The sequence below is a fragment of the Actinoplanes sp. NPDC051861 genome (assembly GCF_040681145.1).
Classification (GTDB): Bacteria; Actinomycetota; Actinomycetes; order Mycobacteriales; family Micromonosporaceae; genus Actinoplanes.
Genome location: NZ_JBFAYE010000007.1, coordinates 230,627 through 254,056 on the forward strand (window position 1 = coordinate 230,627; position 23,430 = coordinate 254,056).

Annotated in this window: 21 protein-coding genes; 9 read left to right on the plus strand and 12 right to left on the minus strand. The window is 72.3% G+C overall.

Annotated elements, in window-relative coordinates; all coding sequences use genetic code 11:
* Position 1 precedes the first annotated feature (1 nt).
* The 3 genes from AB0M02_RS21595 to AB0M02_RS21605 all read right to left on the minus strand — a co-directional run bounded on the left by AB0M02_RS21595 (position 2) and on the right by AB0M02_RS21605 (position 3,790).
* Positions 2-1,216, minus strand: a complete 1,215-nt coding sequence (locus AB0M02_RS21595; protein WP_364229302.1) for a sugar ABC transporter substrate-binding protein — start codon at positions 1,214-1,216, stop codon at positions 2-4.
* A 41-nt stretch (positions 1,217-1,257) separates the two neighbouring features.
* On the minus strand, positions 1,258-2,322 hold the full coding sequence (locus AB0M02_RS21600; protein ID WP_364229304.1) for a LacI family DNA-binding transcriptional regulator: 1,065 nt from the start codon (positions 2,320-2,322) through the stop codon (positions 1,258-1,260).
* Between the two features lie 301 nt (positions 2,323-2,623).
* The gene (locus AB0M02_RS21605; RefSeq protein ID WP_364229306.1) at positions 2,624-3,790 is read right to left on the minus strand and encodes an FAD-dependent monooxygenase; all 1,167 of its coding nucleotides are present in this window, start codon (positions 3,788-3,790) and stop codon (positions 2,624-2,626) included.
* A gap of 71 nt (positions 3,791-3,861) precedes the next feature.
* Between AB0M02_RS21605 and AB0M02_RS21610 the strand changes: the two genes are divergently transcribed.
* Positions 3,862-4,398 carry a TetR/AcrR family transcriptional regulator gene (locus tag AB0M02_RS21610; protein WP_364229308.1) on the plus strand — a complete coding sequence of 179 codons (537 nt, stop codon included), beginning with the start codon at positions 3,862-3,864 and terminating at the stop codon, positions 4,396-4,398.
* Here the strand turns inward: AB0M02_RS21610 and AB0M02_RS21615 are convergent.
* Entirely contained in the window at positions 4,395-6,191 is a 1,797-nt protein-coding gene (locus tag AB0M02_RS21615; protein ID WP_364229310.1) for a tetratricopeptide repeat protein, read from the minus strand. The two genes, AB0M02_RS21610 and AB0M02_RS21615, sit on opposite strands and share 4 nt — an antisense overlap.
* Positions 6,192-6,296: 105 nt before the next feature.
* On the opposite strand from AB0M02_RS21615, the gene AB0M02_RS21620 reads away from it, so the two are divergent.
* Positions 6,297-6,863: a TIGR03086 family metal-binding protein gene (locus AB0M02_RS21620; RefSeq protein WP_364229312.1), complete on the plus strand. Its 567-nt coding sequence runs from the start codon at positions 6,297-6,299 to the stop codon at positions 6,861-6,863.
* Positions 6,864-6,872: 9 nt separating this feature from the next.
* Here the strand turns inward: AB0M02_RS21620 and AB0M02_RS21625 are convergent, their stop codons facing one another.
* The 4 genes from AB0M02_RS21625 to AB0M02_RS21640 form a co-directional block, all read right to left on the minus strand.
* On the minus strand, positions 6,873-7,616 hold the full coding sequence (locus AB0M02_RS21625; protein ID WP_364229314.1) for an SDR family oxidoreductase: 744 nt from the start codon (positions 7,614-7,616) through the stop codon (positions 6,873-6,875).
* A gap of 91 nt (positions 7,617-7,707) precedes the next feature.
* Positions 7,708-8,784 carry an FAD-dependent oxidoreductase gene (locus tag AB0M02_RS21630; protein ID WP_364229316.1) on the minus strand — a complete coding sequence of 359 codons (1,077 nt, stop codon included), beginning with the start codon at positions 8,782-8,784 and terminating at the stop codon, positions 7,708-7,710.
* Positions 8,785-8,845: 61 nt separating this feature from the next.
* The gene (locus AB0M02_RS21635) at positions 8,846-9,991 is read right to left on the minus strand and encodes a GNAT family N-acetyltransferase (protein WP_364229318.1); all 1,146 of its coding nucleotides are present in this window, start codon (positions 9,989-9,991) and stop codon (positions 8,846-8,848) included.
* A 10-nt stretch (positions 9,992-10,001) separates the two neighbouring features.
* Positions 10,002-10,688, minus strand: a complete 687-nt coding sequence (locus AB0M02_RS21640; RefSeq protein WP_364229320.1) for a TetR/AcrR family transcriptional regulator — start codon at positions 10,686-10,688, stop codon at positions 10,002-10,004.
* A 78-nt stretch (positions 10,689-10,766) separates the two neighbouring features.
* Between AB0M02_RS21640 and AB0M02_RS21645 the strand changes: the two genes are divergently transcribed.
* From AB0M02_RS21645 to AB0M02_RS21665, 5 genes are all read left to right on the plus strand, one after another.
* Positions 10,767-11,426, plus strand: a complete 660-nt coding sequence (locus tag AB0M02_RS21645; protein ID WP_364229322.1) for a hypothetical protein — start codon at positions 10,767-10,769, stop codon at positions 11,424-11,426.
* 269 nt (positions 11,427-11,695) lie between these two features.
* The gene (locus tag AB0M02_RS21650; RefSeq protein WP_364229324.1) at positions 11,696-12,436 is read left to right on the plus strand and encodes an AfsR/SARP family transcriptional regulator; all 741 of its coding nucleotides are present in this window, start codon (positions 11,696-11,698) and stop codon (positions 12,434-12,436) included.
* A gap of 44 nt (positions 12,437-12,480) precedes the next feature.
* Positions 12,481-14,631: an ATP-binding protein gene (locus AB0M02_RS21655; protein ID WP_364229326.1), complete on the plus strand. Its 2,151-nt coding sequence runs from the start codon at positions 12,481-12,483 to the stop codon at positions 14,629-14,631.
* Positions 14,628-15,299 carry a response regulator transcription factor gene (locus AB0M02_RS21660; RefSeq protein WP_364229328.1) on the plus strand — a complete coding sequence of 224 codons (672 nt, stop codon included), beginning with the start codon at positions 14,628-14,630 and terminating at the stop codon, positions 15,297-15,299. The genes AB0M02_RS21655 and AB0M02_RS21660 overlap by 4 nt, the downstream gene beginning before the upstream one ends.
* Positions 15,296-17,050, plus strand: a complete 1,755-nt coding sequence (locus AB0M02_RS21665) for an ABC transporter substrate-binding protein (RefSeq protein WP_364229330.1) — start codon at positions 15,296-15,298, stop codon at positions 17,048-17,050. The genes AB0M02_RS21660 and AB0M02_RS21665 overlap by 4 nt, the downstream gene beginning before the upstream one ends.
* Before the next feature lie 12 nt (positions 17,051-17,062).
* Here the strand turns inward: AB0M02_RS21665 and AB0M02_RS21670 are convergent, their stop codons facing one another.
* Positions 17,063-17,551 carry a hypothetical protein gene (locus AB0M02_RS21670; RefSeq protein WP_364229332.1) on the minus strand — a complete coding sequence of 163 codons (489 nt, stop codon included), beginning with the start codon at positions 17,549-17,551 and terminating at the stop codon, positions 17,063-17,065.
* Between the two features lie 14 nt (positions 17,552-17,565).
* On the minus strand, positions 17,566-19,665 hold the full coding sequence (locus tag AB0M02_RS21675; protein WP_364229334.1) for a glycoside hydrolase domain-containing protein: 2,100 nt from the start codon (positions 19,663-19,665) through the stop codon (positions 17,566-17,568).
* A gap of 144 nt (positions 19,666-19,809) precedes the next feature.
* Between AB0M02_RS21675 and AB0M02_RS21680 the strand changes: the two genes are divergently transcribed.
* Together AB0M02_RS21680 and lipB are read left to right on the plus strand one after the other, a co-directional pair.
* On the plus strand, positions 19,810-20,160 hold the full coding sequence (locus AB0M02_RS21680; RefSeq protein WP_364229336.1) for a DoxX family protein: 351 nt from the start codon (positions 19,810-19,812) through the stop codon (positions 20,158-20,160).
* A 26-nt stretch (positions 20,161-20,186) separates the two neighbouring features.
* On the plus strand, positions 20,187-20,828 hold the full coding sequence (gene lipB, locus AB0M02_RS21685) for a lipoyl(octanoyl) transferase LipB (RefSeq protein ID WP_364229338.1): 642 nt from the start codon (positions 20,187-20,189) through the stop codon (positions 20,826-20,828).
* 61 nt (positions 20,829-20,889) lie between these two features.
* On the opposite strand, the gene AB0M02_RS21690 is transcribed toward lipB, so the two are convergent.
* Entirely contained in the window at positions 20,890-22,482 is a 1,593-nt protein-coding gene (locus AB0M02_RS21690; RefSeq protein WP_364229340.1) for a methyl-accepting chemotaxis protein, read from the minus strand.
* Positions 22,479-23,423 carry a LysR family transcriptional regulator gene (locus AB0M02_RS21695; protein ID WP_364229342.1) on the minus strand — a complete coding sequence of 315 codons (945 nt, stop codon included), beginning with the start codon at positions 23,421-23,423 and terminating at the stop codon, positions 22,479-22,481. The genes AB0M02_RS21690 and AB0M02_RS21695 overlap by 4 nt, the downstream gene beginning before the upstream one ends.
* Positions 23,424-23,430: the final 7 nt, after the last annotated feature.

Below are 23,430 nucleotides of genomic sequence, written 5' to 3' on the forward strand. Positions count from 1 at the left end.
GTCACACGCCGGTGCCGATGCTGTCAGCCTGAGCCTGCACCGCCTTGAGCGCCGCGGCCGGGTCCTCGCCGGCCACGCAGACCTTCTCCACCTCGTTGTCGATGGCCGCCGCGACCTGCTCCCAGGTGGGGAACGCCGGCGGGGCCTGCGCCGACTTGAGCTGCTCGCCGAAAACCGACAGAAACGCGTCGCCGGTCAGCGCCGGATCGGCCCAGGACGCCTGCACGGCCGGCAGGTCGCTGACCGCCTGGTACCACTTGACCTGAACATCCGGTCTGCTCAGCCAGGCCAGGAACTTCCACGCGGAATCACGGTTCTTCGCGTCCTTGAAGACGGCCAGGTTGCTGCCGCCGATGAACGAAGTGGACGATTTCATGGACGGCATCGGCGCGATCGCGAAGTTCTTGGCACCCTGCTCCTGCAGGATCCCGATGTGCCACGGCCCGGACATGAACGCGCCGACCTCACCGCGGGCGAACGCCGGTTCCAGGGCGCCCTGCGGCATGTTCTTCGGCGACAGGCCCTCGGTGAAGAACGACTGGTAGTAGGCGAGCGCCTCGGCGGCCTCGGGCGTGTCGAACGTCCATTTGTCCTCGGTGGCGATACTGGCGCCGTTGGACCAGGCGAACGGCAGCACCGACTGCCACGAGCCGATCTTGCCGGGCTGGATGTGCAGGCCCCACTTGGCGCCTGCGCTGTCCTTCATGGCCTTGGCCATGGCTTTCAGGTCGTCCCAGGTCTTCGGCCCGTCCGGGAAACCGGCCTTGGTGGCCAGGTCGGTGCGGTAGTAGATGCCGCGGGTCTCGACATACCAGGGCACGCCGTAGGAGGTGCCGCCGACGACGGTGGTGTCCCACGCACCGGGGAAGAACGCGTCTTTCTGGAAAAGATCCGTGGGGGTGACGTCGAGGGCGCCGGTCTTGGCGAACTCACCCTGCATCGTCGTGCCGATCATCGACACGTCCGGGGTCTGCCGCGCCGCGATCGCCCCGGAGATCTTCTGATGGGCGGCGTCCCACGGCACGGGCGTCACGGTCACCGTCGCGTCCGGGTTCTCCGCGGTGAAACCCTTCGCGAACGCGGCGAGCTTCTCACCCTCGGTACCCATCGCCCACACGGTGATCTCACCGGTGGCCTTACCCGCGCTGACCTGCTCGGCGGTCTCGTCGCCGCCGTTCTCGCCGCGGCCGCAGCCGGCCACTAACAGGGCGGTCATCACTACGGCTGCTGTTCTGAACCTCATGACTCGGGCACCTCCTACAGGTGGTGGTCACCGCAGCTGCCGCGCACGACCAGCCGGGTGGGCAGAACCCGCCGGCGCGCGGCGGGCGAGGGATCGTCGATACGCCGGTCCAGCCAGCGCGCGGCCGTCGCCCCCAGCGACCGCATCGGTTGCGCCACGGTGGTCAGGCCGGCGAACCGGGCGGCCAGCAGGTCGTCCCAGCCGGTTATCGCCAGGTCACCGGGGACGTCCAGGCCGGCGGCCGCGGCGGCGCGCAGGGCACCGAGCGCCAGCTCGTCGTTGGCACAGACCAGGGCCTGGGGCGGGTTGCGCCTGGTCAGCAGGCTCCGCGCCGCACGTTCCCCAGCTTCAAGGTCAAAACCGGTTTCGGGTACGAGGTGAAGCGCCACGTCGTCGCGCCGCCCCGCACGTTTCCCCGCGTTCCCTTGTTTTTCCGCGTTTGCCCGCGCCGCTTGGAGGCCGTCGCGCAGGCCCGCGTAGCGGCCGGCGAAGTCGGGTGAGCTGTCCGGGTCGCCGAGGAACGCGAACCGGTGATGGCCGTGACCGAGCAGGTGCTCGGCCAGGGCGCGGGCGGTGCGGCGGTTGCCGGTGCGCACCGTGTCGACGCCGGGCACCGGGTCCCGGGCGATCAGCACGACCGGGACGGTCCCGGCCAGCGCGGCGATCAGGTCGTCGCCGACGGTGCGGCCGTGCACAGCGAGGCCGTCGACGCGGCGGGCCAGATCACGTACCGCGTCGGCGGCGTCCCGGCGGTCGCGCGTGGTCAGAATCAACACGCTGCTGCCGAGCCCGGCCGCGACCGCCTCATAGCCGAGCAGCACCTCGGCGAAGTAGGGCCCGACCAGATCCGGGAACACGATGCCGTTGGCCGCGTGCCGCCCTTCCGCGAGCGACCGCGCCGACCGCGACGGCGTGAACTGCAGCTCAGCGGCCGCTTCCCGCACCCGCCGCCGCGTCTCGTCGGTCACCGGGGTGTCCTCCCGCAGCGCCCGCGACACCGTGGCGATCGACACGCCGGCCCGCTCGGCAACCTGGTAGATGGTCGCCTGGCGGGGCTTTGTAAGCGCTTTCATCGCCATCGCCGGAACGTAACTCGACCGCCACACCCCCGAAACTCGACACCCACTCACATTCACCATGAGCAATTTCCGTCGTCCCGCCCCCGCCCCGCGCCTCCTCAACCGCTCACCGCGCGCTCCTTCGGCGGACGCTGGGCGCGGCAGCCGCCCAGAGCCGGGTCCCGCGCCCAACATCGCCCCTCACGAAGCCGCTCACCGCGCGGCCTTCAGCGGACGCTGGGCGCGGCAGCCGCCCAGAGCCACCGTCCAGAGCCGGGCCCCGCGCCCGAGGTCTGGTTGGCGGGTGGGGCCGTGGGGGCGGCTATGGGGTGGGCTGTAGGTGGAGGCTGTCGAGCATGGCGGCGGGGCCTCCGCCGAAGGAGGTCAGGCGGGCGCGCAGGCCTGGCGGCAGGTGGGGGAGCAGGCGCATCGCCTGGGCGGAGAGCCAGATCTGGGCGCGGGTGCGGGGGACGATCGCGTTGAGTACGGCCGGGCCGATGCGGTGGCCGTGGTGGACCGGGCCGCGCATCGCGGACTCGTAGCGGGCCAGCGCGGCGGCCAGGCCGGAACCGGAGCCCAGTTCGGTGGCCAGGACGTAGGCGCCGGCGGTGGCGAGGCTGGTGCCGCCGCCCACTGCGGGGCCGGGGCCGTAGCCGGCGTCGCCGACGAGGGTGACCGGGCCGTGGGTCCAGGAGTCCATTTTGATCTGGGAGATGTCGTCCAGGTAGAAGTCGGTGGCGGCGCCGAGGTGGGCCAGGACCGGTTCCAGGTGGGGGTGGAACGGGCGGCGGATCAGGTCCCGGACCTGGCCGTGGGGCAGTTCGTGTGGAGTTCGGACCAGGAACAGGGCCCGGGACAGGCCGGGGGTCTCGGTGGGGTAGACGGTGGCGGCGCGGCCGGGGGCGGTGAAGGCGGCCACGGTGGGGCCGGTGTGCAGGACGTCGGGCAGGGTGTAGACGGCCAGGTAGGCGCCGAGGAAGTGGCGGAAGCGCTGTTCGGGGCCGAACACCAGGCGGCGGACGCCGGAGTGCAGACCGTCGGCGCCGACGACCAGGTCGGCGGTGAGGGTGCTGCCGTCGGAGAGGGTGGCGGTGGTGCCGTCCAGGTGGTCGATGACGGTGCCGAAGCGGTAGTCGACGTCGTCGCGGGTGGCCTCGTGGAGCAGGCCGGCCAGGGTGCCGCGCATGATCTCGACATGGCGGTCGCTGACGCCGGCGGCGAGGTGCTCGGCGGCCAGAGTGATCGGTCTGCCGGTGGTGCGGAACAGGGTGATGGTGTCGTTGCGGGTGCGGGCCGCGCGGACCTTCTCACCCAGGCCCATCCGGTCGACCACCTCGACGGCCGGGCCGAACAGGTCGACGGCATGGCCGCCGTCGCCGGCGCGCACGGTGGCGGCGCGCTCGACGACGGTGACCTGCCAGCCGTGGCGGCGCAGCCAGTAGGCGAGGACCGGGCCGGCGATGCTGGCGCCGGAGATCAGAGCGCGCATGGCGTACCCCCGAAGTTTGTTTACCTATCGGTAAGTAAACGGGAGCCGGTGTGGTAAGTAAAGTGATCGGTGTGCCACGACCGAGAACCAGCGAGACCGCCGAGCGCATCCGCACCGCCACCCTGGAACTGATCGCAGTCAAGGGTGTGCACCAGGTGAGCCTGCGGGAGATCGCCGAACGGGTGGGCATCACCAAGCCGGCGCTGTACTACCACTTCGGGTCGCGGGAGGAGCTCGTCCGCAGCCTGGTCCAGCCGCTGATCGACGACGTGGAGGCGGCGCTGGCACCGTTCGGGCCGGGGGTGGCGGCCCGGGAGCTGCTTGGGGCGTATTTCGACGCGACCTACCGCCACCGCGACATCACCGCGATGATCATGCGGGATCCGAGCGTGCTGGCGATGGTGGACCTGGCCGCGGCGGTGGCCGGCTGGCGGCAGCGCATCGTCACCCTGCTGGTCGGCGACGAGCCCACCCTCGCCCAGCTCACCCGGGCCCAGATGGCGATCGGCGGGCTGGGCGACTGCACGGTCGTGATGCCGGGGGTGCCGGCGGCGGCGCTGCGCGAGGCTGTTCTCGACGCCGCCACCGACACCCTGCGACTGGCCTAACGAACCGCCGCCTTTCGTTCCGCAGCCGGCGTCGCCAGCCTGCTGCGTTCCTGCATCAGCACGTCGAGCAGGTGCCGGGCCTCCGGGTCACGGCGGGCGGCGGCCCGCAGCAGCGGCTCGGCCGCGTCCAGCTCACCCAGATCGAGGAAGTGCCCGCCGAGACGGGTGACCGCGACCTCGTCGCCCTGTGCCGCCGCCAGCCGGTAACACTGCTCGGCTGCGTCGTGCCGGCCCTGCTCGTCGTGCAGGTCACCGAGGTAGAGGTGCCCCTCGTAGTGCCCGGCGTCGGCCGCCTCCCGGTAACACCCGGCCGCCCGGGCGTGCTCGCCGCGCTCGGCGTACAGATGACCGAGCTCGTTCCACGCCTGCGTGTGACCCCGCTCGACGGCCCGCCGGTAACACGCCTCGGCGTCGTCGTACTCGCCGTCGCGCTCGTGCAGCAGGCCGACCCGCACCAGGCCGGCGCCGCTGCCCGCCTTGACGGCGCGCCGGTAGCTGGAGGCAGCCGCGCCCGTGTCGCCCCGGCGCGCCAGCAGATCACCGAGCTGGACCAGGGCGTCCACATGCCCGGCCCGCACCGCCCGCCGGTACCAGCCCTCGGCCGCGCCCAGCTCACCGCGGCACTCGTGCGCCCAGCCGAGCTCGTACATCGCCGCCGGGTGCCCCATCACGGCGGCCCGCCGGTAGCAGTTCTGCGCCTCCCCGTGCCGGCGGTCCTCGTCGAGCAGGACGCCCAGGCCGAACCAGCCGCCGGGATACCCGCACCTCGCCGCCCGCCGGTAGGCGTCACCGGCCTGGTCCGGGCGCCCGCGCTCGGCAAGCACGTCGCCGGCGCTGAGGTACGCCTGCGTCGCACCCGCCTCCGCGGCGAGCAGGAACTGACGCGCCGCGGTCTCCGGATCGCCGTCCTCCCACGCGTCGTGGCCGCGCTGCTGCAACGCGTGGGTGGCCGCCGCGAGCGGATGCCGGCGCACCCCGGCGTAGCCGCCGTCGCGGGCCAGCCGGTACCAGGATTCGGCACCACCGGTGTCGCCGCGTTCGCTGTGCAGCTCGCCGAGACGGAACGCGGCCTCGGCGTCACCGGCGAACGCGGCCCGCCGGTAGCGGTCCTCGGCGCGGGGCACGTCGCCGAGCGCGTCGAAGTACAGGCCCAGGCGCAACGGCTCACCGGCCGGCTCGGTCACCGGCTCGAGCAGGCAGTCGGCCAGGTCGAACGAGTGGTGGCGCTGCTGCATCGACGGGCCGGAGTTCATCAGTTCCAGGTTCAGGCGCCGGGCCGCGGCGACCACCCCGTCGGCGTCGAGCAGCCGCATCAGGTTGCGGGCGCCCTCGACCTCCAGGTGCAGCACACCGGGGCGGGCCGGGCGGGCGTGCACGGCCGGGAACTGCTCGGTCAGGCGTTCCCACGGCAGGTCGGCGTCGACGTTGAGCGCGAACAGGGTGCGGTGCTGCTCGTCGACGGGGGCGTAGGCGTACAGGGTCTCCAGGAAGTGCACGGTCACGGTGAACAGGCGCGGCCAGGTGTTCTGGTTGGTGCCCGGCAGCGCGCTGATCGACCAACGGGACAGCTCGGTGCGCCGCGGGAACGGCATGGTGCGGGCCAGGTAGCGGCGCACCGGCGCGATCAGCGGGTCGAAGCGGGGGTCGGCGGCGAGACGGTCGAAACGGGCCCGCCCGGACACCCGCTGCCGGCACCGGTCCGGGCGGGCGCCCCGGCCGATGGTGTCGGCGGGAGCCGCGGCGAGCCAGTCCCGCTGCTCGGCGACCGTGACGAGATCTTGGAGGTCTGACATGCGCCGCACACTCGGCGCGAACACGGCGAACCTGAGAAGAACGCGAAAAACACCGGAGGATGACCGTGCTTTCCCCGCGCACGCGTCCTCCGTACGCTGTCTGGGGTGTCTACTGAGATCAGTGATCTGCTCGAGACCGCGGCACCCACGGTGACCGGCGTCGTGCGCGGCGTCCGCGACGACCAGTTGGACCAGCCCACCCCGTGCCCCGACTTCGCGGTGCGCACCCTGCTGAACCATCTGCTGCAGGTGACCCGCAACTTCCAGGCCCTGGCCCGCCGTGAGGAGGCCGACTGGAGTCCCGCCCCGGACCGGCTGACCGGCGCGTGGCGCGACGAGTTCGCCACCGACCTGGCCGAGGTGAGCGAGATCTGGTCGGACCCGGGCACTCTCGACGGGGTGTCGCCGGGCATGGGCCTGCCGCAGCGCACCGTCGGGCTGATGCTGGTGGTCGACCTGGTCGTGCACTCCTGGGACCTGGCCAGCGCGACCGGTCAGCCCTATGAGGTGGAACCGGCGCTGCGCGCGGCGACCGCCGAGTTCCTCGACGAGATGGGCGACACCGGCCGCAAGATGGGCGCCTTCGGGCCGGAGGTCAGCGCCCCGGACGGCGCGGGCGAGTTCGATCAGCTGCTCGCCCGCACCGGCCGCGACCCGCAGTGGAAGCCCTGAGCCCTCGGCTCAGATGGTGAAACCGCCGTCGACGTTGACGGTGGCGCCGGTGATGTAGGCGGCCGCCGGCGAGGCCAGGAACGTGACCGCCGCCGCGATGTCGGCCGGCTGCGCGTAGTGGCCCAGCGCGATGTGCCCGGTGATCCCCGCCGCGTTCGGCCCGGCGGCGGGATTGAGGTCGGTGTCGGTCGCGCCCGGGTTCACCAGGTTCACGGTGATCGCCCGCGGGCCCAGTTCCCGGCCGAGGGCCTTGGTCAGGCCGATCAGGGCGGTCTTGGACATCGCGTACAGCGCGAATCCGGGGAAGACCGCCCGCTCGGCCATGTTGCTGCCGATGTTGATGATGCGCCCGCCGGCCGGCATGTGCCGCACGGCCGCCTGCGTGGCCAGGAACGGTGCGCGCACGTTGACCGCCACCGTCTCGTCGAACGCCGCCCGGGTCAGGTCGTCCAGGGGGCCGAGCAGGAACGCGCCGGCGTTGTTGACCAGCACGTCGAGCCGCCCGAACTGCGCCGCGGCCCGGTCCACCGCACCGGTCACCGCGGCCGCGTCGGCGCTGTCGGCGCGCAGCACGAGCGCCCGCCGGCCCAGCCCGGTGATCTGCTCGGCCACCCCGGCCGCGTGCCGTTCGTCGTGCTGGAAGGTGATGGCGACGTCGGCGCCCTGCCGGGCCAGGCTGATCGCCACCGCTGCGCCGATACCGCGCCCGCCGCCGGTCACCAGCGCTGTCCTGCCGTCAAGAGTCGTGTTCATGGGCTTCAGCCTGGTGTGTCCCCCGGGGCTGTGTCTGGCGGTGATCGGACGCCGCGTCAGGGCGGTTCGTTCGGCCGGGCCGTGGCGGTGTTCAGGCGTTTTCCAGGATCCGGCGGCGTTCGCGGTCGCCGGCCCACGCGGGCAGGTGGAAGCGGCCGGGCCGGCGGGCCTCCATGCCGAGCTGGGCGACGGTGCTGCGGCAGACGGCCTCCTTGAGCACCGCCGCGGCCCGCCCACCGAGATAGCGCGGCCCGGCCACGTCGTTGCGGGCGGCGAACTGGAACACGCCGTAGCGGCGGCCCAGGCTCAGGCACTGCCCGAGGAAACCGGCGACGAACAGTCCCGGTTGCCGCCCGGCGATGCGGGCCAGCACGGTGTCGGCGGCGTGCATCCCGAGCGGCCCGGCGGCCTGGCAGCTCATCCGCAGCGGCCGCCCGGACGGGGCCGCGCAGTCACCGGCGGCCACGATCCGGTCGTCGTCGACACTGGTCAGCGTCTCGTCGGTGAGCAGCCGCCCGGCCGCATCGGTGCTCAGTCCGCTGCGGGCCGCCAGGTCCGGCACGGCGAAACCGGTGGTCCAGACGGTCAGCCCGGACGGCCGGGTGACCCGCTGGTCGCTGACCTCCACGTGCAGCGCCGCGAGCCGGGCGGCCACGTGCCGGCGGGTGCGGGGATGCAGGTACGGCCCGAGCGTGCCGCCGGTGGCCAGCGTGACCGGGTGGCCGCGCTCGGCGAGTTCCGCGGCGGTCTCAATGCCGGTCGGGCCCGCGCCGACGACGGTGACCGGGCCGCCGGTCAACTCGATCTGCTCGGCCTGCTCGAACGTGGCCAGCGAGTGCGCGCCGTCCGGCACCGGAGCGCCGGTGCTGCCCACCGCGTAGATCAGGTAGTCGTAACGCGCCGTCGCACCCGACTCCAAGGTCACGGTGCGGGCGGCGGCGTCGATCAGCTCGACGGTCCCGGCGATCCGGTCGACACGCGGGGCGAGGACCCGTGAGTAGTCGACCGTCGCGTCATGGGTGCCGGCCACCCGCTGGTGCAGGCGGATCCGCTCGACGAACCGGGACCGCGGGTTGATCAGCGTCACGTGCACGGCCGGGTCGGCGGTCAGGCGGTTGGCGGCCAGCACACCCGCGTACCCGCCGCCGATCACGATCACCTCGGTCATGATGCCTCCCGTTCTGTGGTTCACATGGAGACACCGTGGCCGCGGATTTCGTGACATCCGGCTAGGACAGAAACCGGGTGACGGCTGTCACGAAGTCGTCGGGGTTGTCACGGTGGACGTTGTGACCAGCGCTGACGGTGGTGAGGGTGGCGCTCGGCATACGGTCGGCGACGGACTCGAGCATGTGGCGGGGGACCGGGCTGTCGCTGCCGGCGATGATGAGCGTCTTTGTCTGGATATCCTGGGTCTTCTCCCACCAAGCCGGGTCGGGATCTGTCAGCTGGGCACGGATCGGGTTGACGACCTCCGCGACGTCGTCCAGCGGCGGGCGGTCCATGTCGCCGGGTCGCGGAACCGTGGCGTCCTCCAGGATCAGGTGGGTGAGGCGGTGCTGGGCGGACTGCGCGACGAGGACGGCGACGACGGCACCCATCGAGTGGCCGAGCAGCACGCAGGAGTCGATGCCCTGGACGTCGAGGAACGCGATCACGTCGTCGCGCATCAGCTCGAAGGAATACGTGCCGGGGAACTCGCTGCCGCCGTGACCGCGCAGGTCGAGGGCGTACACCCGGAAGTCGCGGGTGAGCGCGGGCAGAACGGCGTCCCAGTCACCCTGGCTGTCACCGAGTCCGTGCAGCAGTACCATCGCCGGGTTCCTCGGCACGCCGGCCACCCGGTATGCCAGCCGGATGCCGTTGGCGGTGGTCAGCTCCGTGGCATAGAGCGCGAACGGTCCTTCGTCCGGGATGTGCAGCTCACCGTGATAACGCATACCCAAGCGTTCCATGACCGCCCGCGACGCGCTGTTGTGCCGCTCGGTGAACGCGATCACCTCACCGGCCCGGAACCGTTCGACGGCGAAGTCGAGCCCGGCCCGGCCGATCTCGGTGGCGTAACCCTGCCCGCGGAACGGCGAACGAACCGCCCAGCCCACTTCGAGCCGCCGGCTCCCGGTGACGTCCGTCCAGGACAGTCCACCGCGGCCGACGAGTTCCCCGGTCTCCCGGTGATAGGCGACCCACTTGTGCACGCCGTCGGCCCGCCAGGCGGCGTGCATGGCGGCGGCGTTGGTGGCGGCCTGTTCCGGTGACCAGGCGCCGCCGTACCAGTGGGCGATGTGCTCGTCCTGAAAGACACGCCAGAGATCGTCGGCGTGCGCGGGGCTGACGGGTTCGAGACGAAGGCGCGCGGTATGGCGAATCTGCACCCTGCGCAGGCTAGGGCAAAGGCGGCCGCTGCGCGGGGGCTCTCAGGGGCTCGAGGGCGGCAAGGACCAGGTCGAGGCCGAAGACGAACTCCTCCGCCGGGTCGTAGCCGGCAGCGACGAGCGCCGCGGCGGACTCGTTGAGGTAGGGGAACTCGTCAGCAGGAAGCTGGGGCAGGAAGACGTCCTCGGTCATGTCCGCGAGCTCATCGGCGGTGCCGAACGGCAGGCTGGCCTCCTGCAGGGCGAAACCGTAGACATAACTGTCGAGCAACCAGTTGGCGTGCGTCGCCATCAAGACCGGGAAACCGGCCCTGCGCAGGCAGGCGGTGACCGCCTCGCGGTGGCGGAGGTTCGCGGGCCCGGGCGATGTCCGCGACTCCATCAGGCCGATCGCCCACGGGTGGCGTGCGAGAGCCTGCCGGGCGGACACCGACCGCCGTCGCATCGCTGACTGCCAGTCGGTCTCCTCGGGCGGGAGCTCGATCTCCTCGAACACGACGTCGATCATCGCGTCCAGCAGCTCCTCCTTGCTCGCCACGTAGTGGTAGAGCGACATCGCGCCCGCGCCGAGCGAGCCGGCCAGCCGGCGCATGCTCAGCCCGTCGACCCCCTCGCGGTCGGCGAGCCGGAGCGCCTCGGCCACCACTCGCTGCCTGCTCAGTCCCGCGTCTGACGCGACCTGGCGTTGCTTCCTCACGGACACGGGTCTCCTCGCTCCCTTGCACGGCCTGGCTATCGTACAGCGTACGACGTACACCGTACGAAGGAGTAGGCGATGAGTTGGTTCGTTCGAGGACGGCTCGTCGGCGCCGCGGCGATCGCGTTCGCGGTGTCGGTGGCGATCGAGAACGCGGTGCTGGCGGGAACGGGCGCGCCGGCCTTCGGCGCTCCGATCGAGGAGGTGCTGGCCTACTACGCCGCCAACCGCGACGCGGTCGCGATCGCGGCCGGTCAGGTGGCCCTGAACCTGCCGTTGCTGCTCGTGTTCGTGACGGGCCTGCACGGCCTCGTGGAGCGGCGCGGCGGAGCGGGCGCCGACTGGTCGCGCCTCGCCATGACCGCCGGTGCGGCGCTGTCGGCCAACTTCGTGCTCGTCAACGCCCTGCAGATCGGGCTCACGCTCGCCGCCGGCGGGCTCACCGAGCCGACGCCCGCGTTCGAGCTCGTCTGGCAGGTTCACGCGGCGGCGTTCGCGCTGGCGCTGCCGGCGCTCGGCACCACCTTCATCGGCGCGGCCCTCGCCGCGCACGCCAGCGGGCTGACTCCGGCCTGGCAGCGCCTGCTGGGCCTGGTGGGCGGGAGCCTGCTGCTCGCCGCGGGGCTCGGCAACCTCGCGATCGCCGACGGCTCGGCACTGATCTTCGGCGGGCTCCTGGGGTTCGCCGCCTGGCTCGTCTGGCTGCTCACGACCGGCGTGCGCCTCGTCCGGTCGTGAGCGAGTTGACGGTCACGCACGCGGGCCGCGGGTAAATCTCAGGAGAATCCCGCTGACAAATCCGGCCGGGTTATTGGATTGCGATTACCGGTAATCCAATAACCCGGGCAGGCGTTCGGAACGGACAAAACGCCGTTACCCCATAATGACTGTTCTGTTGTAACGCCCGGGACGACCGGGACATTGACCTGGGTGGGCCGGGACGGGTGCATCATGCGGGCCCCGGTGTCGAGGCGGCAGGCTGTTGTTGCCGACGACGGGGGGATGAGATGCGGTTCACCGTGCTGGGGGCGGTCAGTGTGCGGTGCTCGGGGGAGGAGCGGCGGCCGTATCGGGCGCGTACCCGGGGGCTGCTGGGCTATCTGATGATGCACGCCGGGCACAGCGTGTCGACCGGGGCGCTGATCGAGGCGCTGTGGGGTGGTGCCGCGCCACGGACCGCGCGGGGGCAGGTGCACAGTGCGCTCACCGAGATCCGGGGGTGTCTGGCGGGCAGTGGCGGGGTGCTCACCGCCACGCCGAACTCCTATCGGCTGGTGGTGCCGGAGGGGCAGCTCGACGTGGCGGTGTTCGAGAAGTCGCTGCGGCTGGCGCGGGAGGCTGTCCGCAAGGGCGATGACGCGGCCGGCGCCGGGCTGCTGGTCGGGGCGCTCGGGTTGTGGGCGGGTGAGCCGTTCGAGGGGGCGAGCGGCGCCTATGTGGAGGCGGCCCGGGCTCGGCTGGGCGAGCAGCGGCTGTGCGGTGTGGAGGACCTGGCCGCGCTGCGCATCCGCACCGGCGACCCGGAGGACGCGGTCACCGTGACCGGCCCGCTGGTCGATCGGTATCCGTTGCGCGAGCGATTGCGGGCCCGGCACGTGGCGGCGCTGTATGCCGCGGGATGCCGGGCCGAGGCACTGCACGGCTTCCGGGCGTACCGGGCGGTGCTGCGGGACCGTGAGGGACTCGACCCCGGCCCGGAGATCACCCGGCTGGCGGAAGGCATCCTGCGGGCTCAAGTGTCCGTTTAATGCGCTTCGGCCGCGCACGGTCGTCGATGCCTCACACTGTGCTCGTGACGGCGAGAGGGTTCGCGTGGGGCGTCGTGCTCTCCGGCGTGCTCGCGGTGACCTTCGCCGGCTGGATGTGGCTGTTGCCGGCGCCGGGTGGGCTGCCCGCTCTGGTGACCACCCGTGACAGCGCGACCGTTTTCGGCTGGGGCGGGCTGGGTGTCATCTGGTCGGCGCTGGGTGCGGTCCTCGCCGGTGCGCGGCCGCGCAGCAGTCTGGGGTGGGTGCTGTTGCTGCTCGGTGCGGCGCAGGCCTGGCATGTCGGGCTCGTGGCGTACGCCCTGCACGGGCTCGGCACCGTCGGCGTGGTCTGGCCGGGTGCGCTGACGGCCGGGTACGCGGGCGCGTTCCTGTTCGTGATCGGCGTGCTGGCCACCCCGACGCTGATGCTCGCGGTCTATCCGGAGGGCCGGCTGCCGGCCTCGTGGTGGCGGTGGCCGGTCGGCGCCGCCCTGATCGCCGGGGCCAACCTGGCCGCGCAGAGCCTGTTCCTGGTCGTCGGTGATCCGCGCTCCGGTGAGGCCCTCGTGGTCGTACCCGATTTCCTGCAGGGTGTGCCGTCGCGGCTGCTGCCGCCGAGCGCCCGCAGCTCACAGCCGGTCTGGGCGATCGACCAGCCGCTGCCGGCCTGGACCGCGGCGGTCCGCGACGGCTGGCTCGCCCCGACCCGGGCGCTGTGGGTGTGGGTGTTCGTCGCCGCGCTGGCGGTGATCTGGGCGGCCATCGCGGTACGCCTGTTCCGCGCCACCCCGGAACACCGCCGCCAGCTGGTCTGGATGGTCGGCCTGGTGATGCCGTTCCTGGCGGGTTCCTGGCTGGCGCCGCAGGCCGGCCGGCTGCTGGTCGTGCTCGCGCTGCTGCTCGTGCCGGTCGCGGTCACCGTCGGGGTGCTGCGGTACCGGCTGCTGGGTGTCGACGCCGTGCTGCGCCGCAGTCTCGTGTACGGCACGCTGACCGTACTCGTCTTCGCGCTGTACCTGGTCGCGACCGCTGCCGCGGGCGGCGCCCTGGACCGCAACCAGTCGCTGCGGGCGTTCATCGTGGCGCTGGCCGCGGCCGCGCTCGCCCCGCTGCGGCACCGGCTGCAGGGCCTGGCCGACCGGCTCGTGCACGGCGAGCAGAGCGACCCGCTGCGGGCGATGCAGCGCATCGGGCGGCAGGTGGCCGGCTCGGCGGGCCCGGCGCTGCTGACCGACGCGCTCAACGGACTGGCCACCGCGGTACGGGCCGCCGGCGCGCGGGTCGTGGGCGCCGACGGCCGGGAGCTGGCGCGGGTCGGCGAGGTGTCGATCGCCCACGTCACGTTCGCGCTGGACTCCGGTGGCGTGCGCGTCGGCGAACTGCGGGTGGAGACACCGCCGGGCGAGGAACGGTACAGCGCGGCCGGGCTGCGGCTGCTGGCCGCCGTGGCGCCGCAGATCGCGGTGCTGGTGCAGGCCCACGATCTGACCGAGGCGCTGGCCGCCGAGCGCAACCGGGTCGTGACCGCGACCCTCGGCGAGCGCGACCGGCTCCGGCGCGACCTGCACGACGGCCTCGGGCCGTCACTGGCCGGCATCCGGCTGGGCCTGGAGGCCCTGCACAGCCGCCTACACGAAAACAGCCGGCATAGCGAAAACAGCTGGCAAAGCGAAAACAGCCGGCAAAGCGAAAACAGCCGGCCAAGCGGCGGCGACACGTCCACAGTCGCCCTGGTCGGGCGGATGCGTGACGAGGTCGGCACGGCCATCACCGACGTGCACCGCATCATCGACGACCTGCGCCCCGCCGCGCTGGACACGGCCTGTCTGGAGGACGCGGTCCGCGCCTACGCCGGCTCGGTCGCCGTCTCCGTCGACGTCACCACCGACATCCGCCCGCTCGGCGCGGTTCCCGCCCGGATCGGCGAGACCGCGTACCGGGCCTGCACCGAGGCGCTGCTCAACGCGGTACGCCACGCGCAGGCCCGGCACATCACCGTCGCCCTGTGCCGCGACGGCCGTTGGCTGCGCCTGACGGTCGCCGACGACGGGCGCGGTGTCGACGCGGACGCGCCGCCCGGGACCGGCGTCGCCTCGATGCGCCGCCGCGCGGAGTCCGCCGGGGGCCGGCTCGACATCGACTCGTCCGGCACCGGGACCACGGTGACGGTCATGCTGCCGCTGGAGGAACCGTGACATCCGAGCGTGCCCCGGTCCGCGTCGTCGTCGCCGACGACCACCCGATGTTCCGGTACGGGCTGATCGCCGCGCTCGACGGCGTCGCCACGGTCGAGGTCGTCGGCGAGGCCGCGGCGGGCGCGGAGCTGCTCGAGCTGGTCGACCGGGTCCGGCCGGACGTGGTACTGACCGACCTGAACATGCCGGGCGTCGACGGCAGCGCCGCCACCCGCGCCATCCTCGCCCGGCACCCGGAGGTCGCCGTCGTCGTGCTCACCATGCACGACGAGGACGAGGCGTTGTTCGGCGCGCTGCGGGCGGGGGCCCGCGGATACCTGCTCAAGGGCGCCGACCGCGCGCAGATCGTGCGGGCCGTCCTCGCGGTCGCGGACGGCGACGCGGTCTACGGCGCGCCGGTCGCCCGCCGGATCGTCGACTTCTACACCGGGGCCCGGCGCGACTTCGCGGCCAGTGTGTTCCCGGAGCTGACCGACCGCGAACGCGAGGTGCTCGACGTGCTCGCGTCCGGCGCCGACAACCGGGAGATCGCCCGCCGGCTGTACCTGTCCGAGAAGACCGTCCGCAACCACGTCTCCGCACTGTTCCTCAAGCTCGGCGTCCGTGACCGCGCCGCGGCGGTGGCCCGGGCGCGCGATGCCGGGCTGGGCCGGCCGGAGCCGGCATGATCGGGCGGTTGCGCGGGCTGCCCCCGTACCTGCTGGTCGCCGTGCTGACCCTGGCCGGGGCGGCCGGTTACCGGGCGGCCGCGCCCGCTCCCCGGTCGCCGTCGGTCGCCGCGCTGCCGCCGATCGTGTTCGCCGACTCGGTGGCCGGCCCCGCGCCGGTTCCGGACGGCGCGAGGCGCGGAGGCACGGTGACGGTGCTGGTCAACGGTTCTTTCGAGCACCTCGATCCGGCGCGTACCTATGTCGCCGCCGACCAGGTGATCAATCTGTTGCTGCAGCGGACGCTGACGGCCGTGCGGCACCGGCCCGGCGGCGCGGTCGAGCTGGTCGGTGATCTGGCGACCGACACCGGGCGGCCGTCCGAGGGCGGCCGGGTCTGGACCTTCACGCTGCGGCCCGGCCTGCGATTCGCCGACGGCTCACCGATAAATTCAAAGGACATCGGGTACGCGATCGCGCGCTCGTTCAGCCGGGATCTGCCGGACGGCCCGACGCACCTGCAGCGGTGGCTCGCCGGGGTGCCCGCGTTCGCCGAGCGCTACCCGGGACCGTACGAGCGCCCCGGCCGGCCGGCGCCGGGAGTCAGCACGCCGGATGCTCGTACCCTCGTCCTGCGTTTTCCTCAGCCTCGCACCGACGTGCCGTTCGCGGCCGCGTCGGGCACCACCACACCGGTGCCCCACAGCCGGGACACCGGGCCGGGGTACGACGAGTATCCGGTCTCGACGGGGCCGTACCGGATCGCCTCGCACGACCCGGGCCGCCGCATGGTGCTGGTCCGCAACCCGTTCTGGGCGGCGGAGACCGACCCGGTGCGGTCCGCGCTGCCGGACCGGTTCGACATCAGGTACGGGCAGAGCCCGGCCGCCGCCACCAGCCGGATCCTGGCCGGGACCGGGGACGACGCGGCGGCGGTCAGTCTGGAGCAGGTGCCGTCGGCGATGCTGCTGCAGGTGGCCGAGCACGCCGATCTGGCGCGGCGGGTGGTGGTCGGGCCCACCCCGTACGTCTTCTATTTGAAAATCAACACCGAGCGGGTGACGGACCTGGCCGTGCGGCGGGCGCTGAACTGCGCCTTCGACCGCAGCGGGTACATCCGCACGATCGGCGGTGCCGGGGTGGCCGAGCCGGCGACCACCATCCTGCCCCGGATCGCTGTCGGCTTCCGCTCCTACGACGCCTATCCGTGCGGCCCGTCCGGTGACGCCGGGAAGGCCCGGGTCATGCTCGGCGGGCGCTCGGTGCCGCTGCGCTACGGGTTCCGCGACACCGAGCAGGGCCGGGCGGTCACGGCGTTCCTGACCGCGAGCCTCGGCCGGGCCGGATTCGACCTGACGACGGTGCCGGTGCCCGCCGACCGCTACTACTCGACGATCAACTCCCGGCGCAACGGGCTCGACCTGTATCCGGCGTCCTGGGGCGCGGACTGGCCGACCGGGCAGGCGGTGATCCCGCCGATCGCGGACGGCCGCGGCATCCGTGAGCACGGCAACAGCAACAGTTCCTACCTGGACGACCCGGGGGTGAACGCCGAGATCGACCGGATCAGCGGGATCGTCGGCGGTGCCGAGGCCGGGGCCGCCTGGGCCACCCTCGACGAGCGGATCATGCGGGACCTGGCGCCGCTGGTGCCGATCTACTACGACCGGAACCTGACCCTGGCCGGCAGGCGGGTGGGCGGGGTGCGCCTGCACCGCATCCTCGGCCTGCCGACGCTGACGGACGCCTACGTCGAGCCGGTCCGGCCGTGAGGCCGGCCGACATCAGAAACTCCTCTGGTGGGTGAGCGAACGCGCGCCGGGCCGGGCTGCGCCGAGCCGGCGGGCGGCTCGCCGAAGCCCGGCGTCCCCGGGGCGTACGGCGATGTGGAACAGTCCGCACGCGGCGGGGGTCCGGTCGCCGCCCCACGCCACGGTGCCGCCGCAGTCGGCGAGGATGTCGCGGACGATCGCGACCTGGTGCGCCGGCGGCCGTTCGCTGCCGCCGGGCGGGTACGCGGTGGGGTGCAGCGTGACGGCGGTGCCGGTGTGGTGCCCGGTGATCCCGCCGCCCTCGCCGGTGTCGATCGGCGCGATCTCGTAGTGCCAGCGCCGGGCGGCGTGCAGCAGCAGGACCGCCGTGTCACCGCGGCGCAGCGCGACCGTGGCGGCGGAGCCCTCGACCCGGTACGTGACGACGGCCGCCGGGGCGCCCGGGAGCCGCGCGAACGGTGCCGCTCCGGCCACGGCGAGCAGGGTACGTCTGGTGACCATGGTGGATCTCCGTTTCACGGGTCGAGAGCGGACACGCCCGGGTCGCCGCCCGCGCGCCACACGTTGTGGTCGAGGCCCCAGCCCGGCTGGAACTCGTACTCGCGGATCTGGTTGAGCGACCAGTTCGCCGGCATCGGGAAGCCGAGGTTGCCGGAGTAGCCCCAGGGCATCCCGGCCACGAACGACCAGCGGGCGCCGGTGTCGGCCGAGACGCGGGTGCACACGTTGCGGGAGCCGTAGACCCCGTACTGGTAGCGGTTGCCGAGTTCGGCGAAGGCGGTGTGCACGCCGGAGAAGTAGGGCTTGACGAAGAAGTCGATGTCGACGTCCATCGCGTCGTAGTCGACGGCGAAGTAGACGCACGTCCCGGCCGGGAGGCGGTGCTCGGCGGCCTTCTCGTGCGCCTTGAGACCCTGGGCGTAGCCCTTCTCGTACGTGAAGTTGTCCAGCTGGGTGCCGTTGTACTGGAACAGCGGGAACAGTCGCAGGCCGGCGTCGAGGATCCGCTGCGGCTCGCCGGGTTTGAGGGCCTTGCCGAGGTAGTGCTCGTCCTCGGGTGGCAGGTGCTCGTCGAGGTAGCGGCCGACGATGCGGTAGCCGGCGTCGTACAGCGCCTTGCCGCGGGCGGCGGTGATCTCGGTGACACAGTCGGCGCCGGTGCCCGGCCGCGTCGTGTCGCCGCAGGAGACGAGCAGCTGCGCCCAGGTCGCGTAGTCGTTGGTGCCGGTGACCGGCAGTTGCGTGAACCGCTGGAACGCCTGCAGCCAGGCGACGTGCGTGGCGGTCTGCGCGTCGGTGTCGATGTCCTCGGCCCGGTAGTGCAGCGGTGTCCCGTTGACCATGGCCGGCGAGTTGACGTAGCAGGCGGCCCGGAACAGCCGGCGCAGGTTGCCGGTGAGGGTGCCGGTGGCGCGGGTGCGCAGGCCGTTCTGGGTGCCGGGCCCGAAGTATCCGTTGATGGCCGACGGGGCGATGCCGATCTCGTACTGGATCGCCATCATGAGTCCCTGCTGGACGTCGCGGGAGTACCAGCCGTCGCACGGCACGAGCCCCATGGCCGGGATGGCGAGGTTGTCGACGTACCGGGCGTTGAGCCACTGCTGGATCGTCCGGACCGGGGCGGAGCCGCCGGCCACGAGCCGGAACTGGTCCATCCGCAGCATGGCTTTCAGGACGTACGGCCACATGCGCTTCGCGTGGTTGACGTCGCCGTACTCGAGCCCGGCGTCGGCGTAGAACCGTTCCAGGGTGCCCTGCGAGTCCTCCCAGACGCCGGATCTGACCGAGGACGCCCAGTACCCTTTGCACCAGAACGCGGCGTTGTAGATCGTCAGCAGGTAGGGCCTGTTCTCCCACATCGGCAGCGGGAGCTTGGCCTTGACCGCCTCGAAGGTCGCCGCGCCGAAGTTCTGCACGACCGGGCTGATACCGAGTTCGTGCTGCAGCGCCTGGGTTAGCGACAGGACCGTGGGCCAGCCGGTGCGGCCGGTCTCCTTGCACCGGATGTAGCCGGGGACATCACCGTAGATCTTGTTGACGAAGTGCTGGGCCCAGAAGACCTGGATGTCCTCCAGTCCGGTCCACGGTGCGGTCGGGTCGATGGTGGAGGCGGGGTACGCGTACATCCGCAGGTTGCCGGGGCAGTCGGTCTCCTCGTGCTCGAACTGGTGCGGCAGGATGTCGTTGCCGGCCCGCTTCGGCGCCTCGGCGCGCAGGTGGGCGATCAGGTCCCGGATCGCGCGCAGCAGCGTCTCGCCGGGCACGTCGTCGGAGCGCACGAGACCGCAGATCGAGTAGAAGGCGGTGTTGCGGCCGTACCCGCCGACGTAGCCGTCGGAGTTGGCCTCGCCGCGCTCGTATCCGCGGCCCTCGTAGATGTTGCCGTGCGGGCAGACCAGGAAGTTGTAGCCGATGTCGTAGTCGAGGTTCTCGTCGACGCGGTCTCCCTCGTAGACCTCGGCGATGTCCCGGATGCAGTCCGCCTCGTCGGCCAGGTCGGCGCTGCCGGCGCCGCGGTGGTGGATGAAGACGCCGCGTTCGGCGGTCCAGGGTCTCGGTTTGGGTTCCGGCGGCGCGGCGGCGTGTTCCCGCATCCATGGCGGGACGACCGCCACGGCCCAGTCCGCGCGTTTGTATATCGTGACGATGACGAAGCCTCCCGTCCTTCGATCGGTACGGATGACTCTGCGGCACCGCGCTCCACGTCTTCTTCACGCGAGCAGCCGTCACAAATCGATGGGATGCGCCGTCCTGATGGCATGTTCGCTGCTTATGCCACCGTCACCGTCCTCGCCGCGTTCCTCACCGGTAGCGCGGCTGTCACCTATCTGATCGGGCACGAGTACCCGAAGGCCCAGGCCGACCTGAAACGGATCCCGCGCTCGTGGGTGCCGGTGCTCGGGCTGTTGCTGGCGGCCGGTTCGCTCGGGCTGCTCGCCGGGTTCGCCGTGCCGCTGGTGGGCACCCTCGCCGCGGCCGGGCTGGTCCTGTACTTCACCGGGGCGCTGATCGCGCACCTGCGGGTCGGATCGCGGAACCTGCTCGGCTGGGCGGTCTTCTTCGTGACCGTGGTGGCGGCGCTCGTGGTGCACCTGGCCCACCACTACTGAGTCATGGTGAGCGCGAGAATGGGGCGGTGATCGATCTGCAGCGGGTGGACCTGGGCGAAGTGGACTACGAGTCGGCGATCCGGCGGATGGCCGGCTGGGCCGACGAACGCCGGGCCGGTACCGCCCCCGACCGTCTCTTCCTGCTCAGCCACCCACCGGTGATCACCTACGGGCGGCGAACTCCGCCGGACGACCTGCCGGGCACGCTGTCCAGCATCCCCACCGCGCTGGTCGACAGGGGCGGTAACGCCACCTACCACGGCCCCGGACAGCTCGTCGGCTACCTGGTGATGGATCTGCGCAGCTGGGGCGGCCCGGCCGATGTCGTTCGCTGGCTGGAGAACGGCCTGATCACCGCCCTGGAATCACTCGGCTTCCCGGTGGAACGCCGCGACACACCGCCGGGCTCACCGAGCCTGGTCGGCGTCTGGACCCCGGATCACCGCAAGATCGTCTCGATCGGCATGCGGATCCGCGGCGGTGTCACGACGCACGGTTTCGCTCTGAACGTGGACGCCGACCTGGCCGTCTTCCGGCAGTTCGTCGCGTGCAGCCTGGACGATGTGGCGATGACGTCCCTGCGGGAGCTCGCCTCGGAGCGGGGCCTGCCGACACCCTCCGACGCCGCCGTCCGCGACGCGGTCGCCGCCGCCCTGAGATCCTCGTGACCCGGGACGCGAAGCGGGGTGGGTGCCGGAAGCACCCACCCCGCCGCGGTTGATCCGTTGCTCAGAAGCGGAACCGGGACACCAGCGTCCGCAGCTCGCCGCTGACCTGGTGCAGTTCGCCGACCGCCTGCTCGGACTGGTTGACCAGGTCGGTGGTGGTGCGGGCGACCGCCGCCACGCTGCCGATGTTCGAGGCGATGGTGGTGGAGCCGCCGGCCGCCTCGGCCACGCTGCGGTTGATCTCGTTGGTGGTGGCGGTCTGCTCCTCCACCGCCGACGCGATCGTGGTCTGGTACGAGTTGATCTGCTCGATCACCTCGGCCACCTGGGAGATCGCCGAGATGGCGCCCTGGGTGTCGGCCTGGATGGCCTGCACGCGGCGGGCGATGTCCTCGGTGGCGCGGGCGGTCTCCTGGGCCAGGTCCTTGACCTCGCCGGCGACGACCGCGAAGCCCTTGCCCTGCTCGCCGGCGCGGGCGGCCTCGATGGTGGCGTTGAGCGCGAGCAGGTTGGTCTGCTCGGCGATGCTGGTGATGGTCTTGACGACGTCGCCGATCTCGCGGCTGGACTCGCCGAGACGCGACACCGAGGCCGTGGTGGTCTGCACGGCGGTGACCGCCTTGCCGGCGACCGTGGCCGCCTCGTTGGCGCTGTGCGAGATCTCCCGGATGGACGCGCCCATCTCCTCGGAGCCGGCGGCGACGGTGTGCACGTTGCGCGACACCTCGTCGGCGGACGCGGCGACCAGGTCGGCCTGCTCGGACGACTGCTGGGCGCCGTCGGCGAGCTGGGAGGAGAGCCGGCCCATCCGCTCGGTGGCGGTGGTCAGGGTCTGCGCGCCGGTGTTGAGCTCGCTCATCGCGGCGCCGATCGACTCGAGCGCGGCGTTGACCGACGTGCCCATCTGGCCGACCTCGCAGCCGGTGCGCACGTCCAGGCGGCGGGTCAGGTCGCCGCCGGCGACGGCGGCCATCACCTCGACGGCCTCGCCGAGCGGGCGGGTGATGCTGCGGGTGACCCGCCAGGCCACCGCGACGGCGACGGCGATCGCGGCCAGCAGCAGCAGGCCCATCACCGTGAGGAAGCCGTCGGCGACCTCCCGGGCGGTGGCGGTCTCGGCCTTGTTCTGCGCCTCCTCCATGTCGATGAAGACGTTGATGACCCGCAGCCACTCGACGAAGGCCGGCTTGGCCTCGGCGTTGAGTACCTCGGTCGCCTGCTTGATCTTGCCGGCCTCGCGCAGTTCGGTGATCTGCTCGATCAGCGGGAGGGTCTGCGCCTGCACCTTGTTGATGTCGGCGAGGGCGGCCTTCTCCGCGTCGTGGACCTTCGACGGGTCGCCGAAGATCTCGTTCATCTTGGTGTCGGAGTCGGCGTACTTGGCGGCGAGCTTGGCGATCAGGGCTTTCTCGTCGGCGACCTCGGCGTCCGAGGCGGCGTGCACGAGGTCGCGGATGGCGATGGCCCGGTCGTGGACGCTGCCCCGGAAGTTGATCGCGTAGCGCTGCTTGACGGCGTTGACGTCGTTGATGACGTCGAGCTTCCCGTCGATCTTGTTGACCTGGGTCACGCCGTACACGACGAGCGCGACCATCGCGAGGACGACCACGAGGAAACCGGCGCCGAGGCGCCGTCCGATGGTCAGGTTCTTCATGTCTGAGGCTCCTTAGGGGCCGGGTGCCCGAACGGAACCTCGGCAACCTGGAGATCGGCCCCGGCGGGCCCGAGTTGAGAGGTACGCAACGCGGTGATCAGGGCGGCGATCGCGGGATGGCCACCGGTGCCGCGGCGGAACGCGATCCGGGTGCGGCGGCGGGTCGGCGCGGTGATCAGCCGCAGGCTCCCGGGCGGCCGGCCCGCGGCGATCTCGGGTACGAGTGACACGCCCTGCCCGGCCGCGACCAGGGCGAGCACGGCGGTGAAGTCGTCGGCGTGGTGGCGTACCCGTGGGGTGTAGCCCGCCGCCCGGCAGACCCGCAGGGTCACCTCGTGGCAGAGGGTTCCCGGGCTCGCCAGGATCCACGGCTGGTCGCGCAGGTCGGCGATCGTCGCCGCCGGCACCGAGGACGGGACCGCGAGGTGGACCGTCTCGTCGAGCAGCGGCACCGTGTCCAGGTCGGTGTCGGCGGGCGCCGGCGCGATGTCGTAGTCGTTGACCAGCCCGGCGTCCAGGCGCCGCTCGCGCAGCGCGGCCGGCACCGCGGCCGGGTCGAGTTCGGTCACCATCAGCTCCAGGGCCGGGTGGTCGCGGCCGAGGGCGACCAGGGCGGCGGGCAGCACGGCACGCATCGCACTGGGGTACGCGCCGATCCGTAACGGCCCGGCGGGCCCGCTGCGCACGGCGGCCAGAGCGGCGCCGGCCTCCTCCAGAGCGGCCAGCACGGTCTCGGCGTGGCGGGCCAGGACCTGCCCGGCCGGGGTGAACGTGACCCGCCGGCCGGTGCGTTCCAGCAGCGCGACGCCGGCCTCGCGTTCCAGTGCGGCGAGCTGCTGGGAGACGGCCGAGGGTGTGTAGGTGTGCGCGGCGGCGACGGCGGCGATGGTGCCGAGCCGGTCGAGGTCACGCAGCAGTCGGAGGCGCCGCACATCGAGCATCAGCTGA

Bases quoted from the DNA above. Each gene is read 5' to 3' on its own strand.
- AB0M02_RS21605 (WP_364229306.1), bottom strand. From the start codon at position 3,790: ATGCGCGCTCTGATCTCCGGCGCCAGCATCGCCGGCCCGGTCCTCGCC.
- AB0M02_RS21670 (WP_364229332.1), bottom strand. From the start codon at position 17,551: ATGGTCACCAGACGTACCCTGCTCGCCGTGGCCGGAGCGGCACCGTTC.
- AB0M02_RS21615 (WP_364229310.1), bottom strand. From the start codon at position 6,191: ATGTCAGACCTCCAAGATCTCGTCACGGTCGCCGAGCAGCGGGACTGG.
- AB0M02_RS21645 (WP_364229322.1), top strand. From the start codon at position 10,767: ATGAGTTGGTTCGTTCGAGGACGGCTCGTCGGCGCCGCGGCGATCGCG.
- AB0M02_RS21630 (WP_364229316.1), bottom strand. From the start codon at position 8,784: ATGACCGAGGTGATCGTGATCGGCGGCGGGTACGCGGGTGTGCTGGCC.
- AB0M02_RS21600 (WP_364229304.1), bottom strand. From the start codon at position 2,322: ATGGCGATGAAAGCGCTTACAAAGCCCCGCCAGGCGACCATCTACCAG.
- AB0M02_RS21665 (WP_364229330.1), top strand. From the start codon at position 15,296: ATGATCGGGCGGTTGCGCGGGCTGCCCCCGTACCTGCTGGTCGCCGTG.
- AB0M02_RS21695 (WP_364229342.1), bottom strand. From the start codon at position 23,423: ATGCTCGATGTGCGGCGCCTCCGACTGCTGCGTGACCTCGACCGGCTC.
- AB0M02_RS21690 (WP_364229340.1), bottom strand. From the start codon at position 22,482: ATGAAGAACCTGACCATCGGACGGCGCCTCGGCGCCGGTTTCCTCGTG.
- AB0M02_RS21680 (WP_364229336.1), top strand. From the start codon at position 19,810: ATGTTCGCTGCTTATGCCACCGTCACCGTCCTCGCCGCGTTCCTCACC.
- AB0M02_RS21650 (WP_364229324.1), top strand. From the start codon at position 11,696: ATGCGGTTCACCGTGCTGGGGGCGGTCAGTGTGCGGTGCTCGGGGGAG.
- AB0M02_RS21595 (WP_364229302.1), bottom strand. From the start codon at position 1,216: ATGACCGCCCTGTTAGTGGCCGGCTGCGGCCGCGGCGAGAACGGCGGC.
- AB0M02_RS21625 (WP_364229314.1), bottom strand. From the start codon at position 7,616: ATGAACACGACTCTTGACGGCAGGACAGCGCTGGTGACCGGCGGCGGG.